We start from the raw sequence: 7,456 nt of genomic DNA, 5'->3' as shown, positions 1-7,456 counted from the left end.
AAACCACGCAAAGCACTCAACTGGCGCACCCCAGCCGAAGTCATGACCAACGCCCTCACACAAACCGGTAGCATCAAACCAAACTAACCATCATCGTTGCAACGACCCCTAGAATCCGCCACATCGATGTCGTCTCCTAGCTCCCCGCTTGACCTCTCCGTGCCTTAAGTCCAATGTGATCGGGCCGAATTGAACACATTAGGGTCTCAATTCGGTCCTTCCACCCTCAATTCGGCCCGATCAGTATGGACTCAAGCAAAAAATTGGAAGATCAGGAGACCATGACCCCACCACAGCGAGTGAGCAACAGTGCCTACCACGCCGTGTCGATGCGCGTGATCTCTACCGAAATGCGGCGGCGCAGTGCCTTTGGCGCTTTGGCCTGGCCGTTACAGCAGTTGCGCACCAGGGAGCGGATAATCTCCTCGCTCTCGAGGCGCTGCTGACAGAAATCGCACTGGGCGATGTGCTCGCGGATGGCGAGTGCGCGGGCATAGGTGGTGGATTCATCGAGAAGCTCGCACAGGAGGGCCTGTACCTCTGGGGAGCTACACGCACCACAGTTGTGTTCCGTTGCGCGGTCCATTACTTCTCCTCCATGTCTGGGTGTTCTAATCCAATGCCTTGTTCTCGTGCCACGTCTTTCAACGCTTTCCGGAGCATTTTTCTTCCCCGGTGCAACCGGGACATCACCGTGCCCAGCGGAGTATCCATGATTTCTGCAATTTCTTTATACGCCAAGCCCTCTACATCCGCGTAGTACACCACCATCCGGTAGTCATCGGGCAGGTCATTCATGGCCTCTGAAATGGTGGCGTCCGGCATGTCTTTAAGCGCTGATACCTCGGCGGATTCCAGGCCAGTGGAATCGTGCCCAGCAGTGGTATAGAGCTGAAAATCGCTCAGGTCATCGGCCGAGGACTCCGTGGGCCGGCGCTTCGCCTTGCGGTAGGAGTTGATGTAGTTATTGGTCATGATGCGATACAGCCAAGCCTTGAGGTTCGTACCTTGCTTGAAGGAATGAAAGGACTTATAGGCCTTGAGGTAGGTCTCCTGCACGAGATCCTCAGCATCTTGTGGGTTGCGCGTCATACGCAGGGCACCGCCGTAGAGCTGGTCTAGCAGGGGCAGCGCTTCCGCTTCGAAGCGGCGCTGCAGCTCCTTTTCGCTGATTGTTTCTTTAGCCACAATTTCTATCCTAACGCGTAACGTTAGAATCCCAGTCATGTCCAAAAAGTCCCCGCATGCAGCCACCCCAGCGCTCAAAGTCGTGGAAGACGCCGGCGTAGACCACCATGTGTACACCTTTGAGGCGGGCAAGGATCACTTCGGCGATCACGCCGCGGCGGCCCTCGAGGTAGAGCCAGACCGCGTGCTCAAAACCCTGGTCATCGATTTAACGGCAGGCAAAGGACCCAAGCGGCAGTTGGCGGTGTGCGTAATCCCTACCACCCACCACCTGAGCCTCAAGAAGGCCGCGGCCGCCCACGGCGTTTCTAAGGCCGCCATGGCGGATCCGCACGACGCGTCCAAGTCATCCGGATATATTCCCGGCGGCATTTCCCCGCTAGGCCAGAAGAACGCGCTGCCCACGGTCATTGAGGAAACCGCCGTGCTTTTCGATACCGTCTTTATTTCCGGCGGGCGCCGCGGGCTGGATATCGAGCTCAATGCGGAGGACCTCGCAGAGCTGTGCTCTGCCAGCTTTGCCGATCTACTCGCCGAGTAGATCCGGATAATCGTTGGATACGCTGCCCACGGCCTTGTCGGCGGGGTGGGTGTGGAAGCCACGCAGGGGCGTCGGCAAGAGCAGCTCAGCGGCTTCCTCGGGGCTGCCCTCCAGCCAGGTACGCATTTCTTCGTCCGCCAAGAACCGCGGCAGCCGGTGGTGCAGCCACTCCATTTCTTCCGTGGCGGCTGTGGTGACAATCGTGGCGGACAGGCGGTCTAGGCCGGTCTCCCATAGGCCCGCCGCCCACAACAGGCCCTCTTCCGCGCGGACGTAATAGGGCTGCTTGCCGCCTTCTTCCTGGTGCCATTCGTAGTAGCCGTCCATGGGGATAAGGCAGCGCTGCCCCTTAAAGGCATGCCGGAAGGAGGGCTTGCTGGCCACCGTCTCCGCCCGGGCGTTAAACAACGGCGGACCATCCAGGTCCTTCTTCCAGTGCGGCAGCAGTGCCCACCGCGCAGGGTCGACCTGGGCGAGGCTTTCGTGCACGCGCACCATTGCCACCGGCTGGGTGGGCGCAATATTGTAGCGCGGGCCTGGGGTGCCTTGTGGGGCATGGACTTCAGTAACTCCCGGCAGCGCGCCTACTTCATCGAGAAGGGACTCGGTAAAAAGAACGAATCTTCCGCACATGCCCTCTATTATGGACGATATGTCTCAACCTTGGTCCGCCCCGCAAGCGGCAGGCCCCATTACGTGGGCCCAACACGTGCCGGGTTCGAAGTCTATTACCAACCGCGCCTTCATTCTGGCAGCGTTGGCCGATGGCCCTTCTACCCTGCGCGCGCCGCTCGTCTCACGCGATTCGCAGCTGATGGAAAAGGCCCTAGAATCTATGGGCGTGCGCTTCGAGCACGATGGCGAGGATATCCACGTCACCCCAGGCCCGCTTAAGGGTGCCACGGTGGACTGCGGCCTGGCCGGCACCGTTATGCGCTTTATCCCGCCGGTGGCGGCCTTGGCGGACGGCGCCGTGCTTGTCGACGGCGACGAGCAAGCCTACGCCCGCCCCATGTCCACCACCCTAGACGCACTGCGCCAGCTTGGCGTCGAGGTGGACGGCGATAGCCTTCCCTTTACCGTCCGCTCGCGCGGAGTTACGGAAGGCGGCAAGGTTACTATCGACGCCTCTGGCTCCTCGCAGTTCGTCTCCGGACTCCTGCTGGCCGGTGCGCGCTTTGCCAAGGGCATCACCGTCACCCACGAGGGCGGTCCCCTACCGTCCATGCCGCACGTAGAGATGACCGTAGGCATGCTGCGCCAAGCCGGCGTACACGTGGATTCCGGCGAGAATACCTGGACCGTGCACCCTGGCCCGATTGCCGGGCGGGAATGGGCAATCGAGCCGGATCTTTCCAATGCCACGCCCTTCCTTGCCGCCGCTGCCGTCACCGGCGGCCGGGTGACCATTAAGCGCTGGCCTGCCAATACCACCCAGCCGGGCGACGCCATTCGCCATATTTTGGTGGATATGGGTGTCATGGTCACCCAAGAGCCGGGCTTTGTCACTGCCAAGGGTGCCAAGGACGGCGTGCTGCAGGGGATCGAGCGCAACATGGGCGATATTGGCGAGCTCACCCCCACCGTCGCGGCATTGTGCGCCCTGGCGGACACCCCCTCTACCCTGACCGGCATTGCGCACCTGCGCGGCCACGAGACCGACCGTTTGAAGGCGCTGGCGGATAATATCAACGCCCTCGGCGGCAAGGTCACCGAGCTTGCCGACGGCCTGCACATCGACCCCTCCCCTCTCCACGGCGGCGAGTGGGCGTGCTACGCGGATCACCGCATGGCCACCGCGGGCGCGATTATCGGTCTGCGGGTACCGGGCGTAGAGGTAGAAGACATTTCCACCACCGCGAAGACCCTTCCCGGCTTCGACCGCATGTGGGAGACGATGGTGGACCCCGAGCAACAGGAGAGCAATGGCTAGGCGTTTCGGTTCTTTCGATGAATCCGACGTGCGCGTGCGCCCCGGCAAGGGCTCGCGGCCGCGTACCAAAGACCGCCCCAAGCACAAAAATGCCAAGTTTGGCATGGTCATCACCAAGGACCGCGGGCGCTGGGGCGTAGCGCTAGACGACGGCCCCCGTGTCACCGCTATGCGCGCCCGCGAGCTAGGCCGCACCGCCATCGAGGTGGGCGACCGCGTGGGCGTCGTGGGCGATACCTCCGGCAAGAAAGACACCCTAGCGCGCATTGTGAAGCTGGAGGAACGCGCCTCCGTCCTCCGGCGCACGGCGGATGACACCGACCCTTATGAGCGCATCGTGGTGGCGAATGCGGACCAGATGCTCATCGTCACCGCCGTGGCCGATCCGCCGCCGCGCTCCGGGTTTGTCGAGCGCGCCTTGATCGCTGCGTTTGTGGGCAATATCCACCCCATCCTGTGCCTGACCAAGACCGATCTCACGGATCCTGCTCCCTTCGCGGCCGAGTTCGCCGATCTCGATGTAACGGTGGTGGAAGCCGGCGTCGAAGACGGGCTCGAGGCGGTGCGCCAGCATATCGACGGCCACGTCACCGCGCTCATCGGACATTCCGGCGTGGGTAAATCCACCCTGGTCAACCGGCTGGTACCGGACGCGGATAGGGAAACAGGGGAAGTATCGGGCGTCGGCAAGGGCAGGCATACTTCCACCCAATCGGTGGCGCTCCCCCTCCCCGCCGAGGATGCATTCACCGGCGGCTGGATTATCGATACCCCAGGCATCCGTTCCTTTGGCCTCGCACACGTGGATGCCGATGACGTGCTGGGCGTCTTTGAAGACCTTGCCGCAGCCATCGAGGACTGCCCCCGCGGTTGTACGCACATGGGCCCGCCTGCGGACCCAGAATGCGGCCTCGATGATCCTGCGCTTATCTCCCCTGATACCGCCAGTGCGCGGCGGCGCGACGCGGTGCGCGGCCTACTCGAGGCCCTGCGCACCAACGTGGAGTGGGAAAATTAGAGGTGGAAGCCGGTATCGGCCATAACACCCAAAATGCCATCCACGATGCCGAAGAATACATCGAGGATCTGGCCCCAGGTGCCCTGGGACGAGGTCTCTAGCAGCGCCAGCCACGGGGTGGTGGGCACGGCGTCGGCAGCCGCATCTGCAGCTGGGGTGGTATCTGCCAGGGCGGCCGGCGCGGCGATGAGGGCTGCGCCTGCGGTAACGGTGGCCGCAGCGAGGTTCTTGAAACGCTGAGTCATGTTTTCTCCTTGAGTTTTAGAGCAATTCTACGAGGAAAGGGAGTTCGGTGGGGTGATAAAAGGCCATGAACTTATCCAGTGCATCGCCCACGGCCAGCTCCGCGTCTTCATCGCCCAGGTCTGCGGTATCGATAGCCTCGATGGCCTTTGCGGTGGTTTCCTCGGACTCCGCAATATCCACGTGGATGGCTGCTAGGTCATCCTTGCTGAACTGCGCCGGCTTGAGCTCTACCACCGGCTCGCCCATATCCGGGCGCGGGGTGAGGACAGAATCATCCAAGTCTACCGAGATAACCACGCGGCGGTGCGGGAACTTCTCTTCATCGCCGATGGCCAATAGGCGCATGGAGGCCATAGAGGCCTCGAGGAAGGCCGAGTAGGCAATTTCTTCTTCATCGCCCTCGGTATAGAACTCCTGCAGTGCAGGGGTCACCATAAAGCCCCAGCCGGAGCGCGCGGACAGCGAGCCGGTTTCTTCCAGCTCCGCCAGCATGGCGTAGGTCGCAGGGATGTAGACGCGGGCTTTAGCCACTAAAACTCACCTTCAATATCGAAGACTGCCTGGATTTCAACGGAGACGCGGTCAAAGCTGGTGTACAAAAAGCCCACCATGCCGGATTCCACGGCGGCACGCACGTTGAGGATGGAATCATCAACCATGACACAGTCATTGAGTGGCAGTTCTAGGGCATCTGCGGCCGCCTGGAAAGCAGCGGACTCAGGCTTTTCCGCCCCCACCTCTCCGGAGAGAACGACTGCGTCGACGTTTCCGCGGTACCCCCACTCGCGGATGTGCTCCGCGCCTGGTCCGCCTGGGTCATTGGACAGGATGGCGGTTGCTGCGCCATTTGCCTTGGCGGCGGCCAGCAGCGCTTTCCAGCGGCGGTTGTCTTCTTCGGTGCCGTCAAGGACGCCGACATAGTCAACGATTAGACCACGCATGTACTTAAATCCTTTGGTTACGATTCTCTTTAACTCCCCGAGAGTATAGCGAACCGCGCGCTCATTCGCGCCCATCCCTTTCAGGAAACCCTCAGAAATGGCGGGGTTGGGGCGGGCATGAGACAATTATCACGCGTCCGCCTCCTGCCCTTATTCAGGAGCACTACTTCCCCACCATGTACGAGCCCATTCCTGGCTACTCGCACCTCAAACTCTTCATTGCACCCCACCGCGTGCACTATGGCCGCTTGCCGACGTCCGCGGAAGTCGCCGCCCAGCACCGCATCCAAGGCTGGGTAGTCTTCGCGCTGGAGGTAGCCGCCGGCTATCGCCCGCTAGCCCATCTCAATTCCCCGCGCTATTCGGATGCCATCCGCCTGCACATTGGATCGTGGGTACGCCGACGCACAAGCCCCTATGCCACGGACAGACTGCAATTGACCAGCCTGCACGCGCGGCCCAATGGCGAGTACTTTGGCTCCGCCTACATAGGCCAACAGCAGCATGCATTTACGGGCTCGGCGAGCCCCACCGGTTTAACGTCATTCCGCTTGCTCTAACTCAGCGGGCAGGGCTTAACGCCTAGGAAAAGAACTGGCCCAGGTGAGAAAGGATCTCGGACCAGTCGAGTGCGGACCATCCGAATCCGACGGCGCTGGTCAGCGCCGCCAAACCGGTGGCTAGGAGGCCGCCTTCAAAGGCGGATAGACCGGAATGCTCGTCCGCCGCCGCATCCTCAGGCACGGTTCCCGCAGCATGGTGCGACGCGGCGGCCTGCTCTAGGGGCGCATTGACCTGCTTGGTAATGGTGACAATATCGCGCAGCGCCGCCGCATATGCCGGAAACTCAGCTGGGAAGGCGGAGCCTGTCTCCTCGATGTCCGGCAGCTGGGAACCTCGAGAGGGCGTTGCGTTGCCGGTAGAGGTTCGTGGCAAGTCCCTGGTAAACTCGCCCAGCTCGGCGCGAATTGCCGCCTGGGCATAGTTGGCGCCCAGCATGTCGAGGTAATCCAGTACGGCCGCTTCGGTGTACTGCTTGCCATCTAGGGAGTGTGTCCGCTCCTCTGGCTCCCACGGGAAATCCAGCGGCGTGGAATAAATATTGCCATCGGTGCGCGCGGTATTGAGCCGGGCTTTGCCGAAGTAGTACTCGAAGGCGGCGTCCGCCTTATCCTGAGACAAAATTCCATCGGCCACCAATGCTTCCTTGCGTTGGGAAGCAATGGCCAGGATGGCCGCGGCTGCGTTATCCTGCTCAATTTTTTCGCCCGAATCCAAAATGATGCGCAACGAGGTAGCAGAATCACGCTGCATCTCATAGGCCACGGCCGGGGTGGCGCCACCGAGCAAGGTGGCAGACAGGAGCGTCGTAATACCGAGACGCAAAGAGCGGCGGCGCATCGTCAGTGAAGATCCTCACAGGAAATAAGCAGAATGGACGGGTTTCTTATATTCTACTCATTTTGTCCTGAAAAGAAACCTGCCCCGCGCCCACTATCACGAGCGGGGGCGGGGCGGGGTTGGGGGTGTGCGGCGGTGCTGGTAGCGCGCCACTGCTGCGTGCGGGGGTGAATAATGAGATGGGAGCC

General features: G+C 61.6%; 11 protein-coding genes. 4 read left to right on the top strand and 7 right to left on the bottom strand.

Going from position 1 to position 7,456, the window contains the following annotated elements; translation table 11 throughout:
• Positions 1–313: 313 nt before the first annotated feature.
• Positions 314–586, bottom strand: a complete 273-nt coding sequence (locus RAE09_RS11495; protein WP_005322378.1) for an anti-sigma factor — start codon at positions 584–586, stop codon at positions 314–316.
• Positions 586–1,188, bottom strand: a complete 603-nt coding sequence (locus RAE09_RS11490; protein ID WP_050780301.1) for a sigma-70 family RNA polymerase sigma factor — start codon at positions 1,186–1,188, stop codon at positions 586–588. Before RAE09_RS11490 ends, RAE09_RS11495 begins: the two co-directional genes overlap by 1 nt.
• A gap of 37 nt (positions 1,189–1,225) precedes the next feature.
• On the opposite strand from RAE09_RS11490, the gene ybaK reads away from it, so the two are divergent.
• Positions 1,226–1,729 carry a Cys-tRNA(Pro) deacylase gene (gene ybaK / locus RAE09_RS11485; protein ID WP_316981738.1) on the top strand — a complete coding sequence of 168 codons (504 nt, stop codon included), beginning with the start codon at positions 1,226–1,228 and terminating at the stop codon, positions 1,727–1,729.
• On the opposite strand, the gene RAE09_RS11480 is transcribed toward ybaK, so the two are convergent.
• A complete protein-coding gene (locus RAE09_RS11480) occupies positions 1,715–2,362 on the bottom strand; it encodes an SOS response-associated peptidase (RefSeq protein ID WP_316981737.1) in 648 nt (215 codons plus the stop codon). The genes ybaK and RAE09_RS11480 overlap by 15 nt on opposite strands.
• Between RAE09_RS11480 and aroA the strand changes: the two genes are divergently transcribed.
• Together aroA and rsgA are read left to right on the top strand one after the other, a co-directional pair.
• A complete protein-coding gene (gene aroA, locus RAE09_RS11475; RefSeq protein ID WP_316981736.1) occupies positions 2,361–3,662 on the top strand; it encodes a 3-phosphoshikimate 1-carboxyvinyltransferase in 1,302 nt (433 codons plus the stop codon). The two genes, RAE09_RS11480 and aroA, sit on opposite strands and share 2 nt — an antisense overlap.
• On the top strand, positions 3,655–4,680 hold the full coding sequence (gene rsgA / locus RAE09_RS11470) for a ribosome small subunit-dependent GTPase A (RefSeq protein ID WP_316981735.1): 1,026 nt from the start codon (positions 3,655–3,657) through the stop codon (positions 4,678–4,680). Before aroA ends, rsgA begins: the two co-directional genes overlap by 8 nt.
• On the opposite strand, the gene RAE09_RS11465 is transcribed toward rsgA, so the two are convergent.
• The 3 genes from RAE09_RS11465 to RAE09_RS11455 are packed head-to-tail and all read right to left on the bottom strand — an operon-like array spanning position 4,677 to position 5,867.
• Positions 4,677–4,925: a hypothetical protein gene (locus tag RAE09_RS11465; protein WP_005326568.1), complete on the bottom strand. Its 249-nt coding sequence runs from the start codon at positions 4,923–4,925 to the stop codon at positions 4,677–4,679. The two genes, rsgA and RAE09_RS11465, sit on opposite strands and share 4 nt — an antisense overlap.
• Before the next feature lie 16 nt (positions 4,926–4,941).
• Positions 4,942–5,457: a DUF6912 family protein gene (locus tag RAE09_RS11460; protein ID WP_005326570.1), complete on the bottom strand. Its 516-nt coding sequence runs from the start codon at positions 5,455–5,457 to the stop codon at positions 4,942–4,944.
• Entirely contained in the window at positions 5,457–5,867 is a 411-nt protein-coding gene (locus tag RAE09_RS11455; protein WP_005326572.1) for an HAD-IA family hydrolase, read from the bottom strand. The genes RAE09_RS11460 and RAE09_RS11455 overlap by 1 nt, the downstream gene beginning before the upstream one ends.
• Before the next feature lie 176 nt (positions 5,868–6,043).
• Here RAE09_RS11455 and RAE09_RS11450 point away from each other — a divergent pair, with 176 nt between their 5' ends.
• The gene (locus RAE09_RS11450; protein ID WP_005322397.1) at positions 6,044–6,427 is read left to right on the top strand and encodes a hypothetical protein; all 384 of its coding nucleotides are present in this window, start codon (positions 6,044–6,046) and stop codon (positions 6,425–6,427) included.
• Positions 6,428–6,449: 22 nt separating this feature from the next.
• Here RAE09_RS11450 and RAE09_RS11445 read toward each other — a convergent pair whose 3' ends face one another.
• On the bottom strand, positions 6,450–7,268 hold the full coding sequence (locus RAE09_RS11445; RefSeq protein WP_316981734.1) for a hypothetical protein: 819 nt from the start codon (positions 7,266–7,268) through the stop codon (positions 6,450–6,452).
• Between the last annotated feature and the right edge of the window lie 188 nt (positions 7,269–7,456).

It is taken from the genome of Corynebacterium tuberculostearicum (assembly GCF_032821615.1).
GTDB classification, from domain to species: domain Bacteria; phylum Actinomycetota; class Actinomycetes; order Mycobacteriales; family Mycobacteriaceae; genus Corynebacterium; species Corynebacterium tuberculostearicum_H.
The sequence above is the reverse complement of the archived record's forward strand: the minus strand, read 5'-3'. Positions and strand labels throughout refer to the sequence as shown.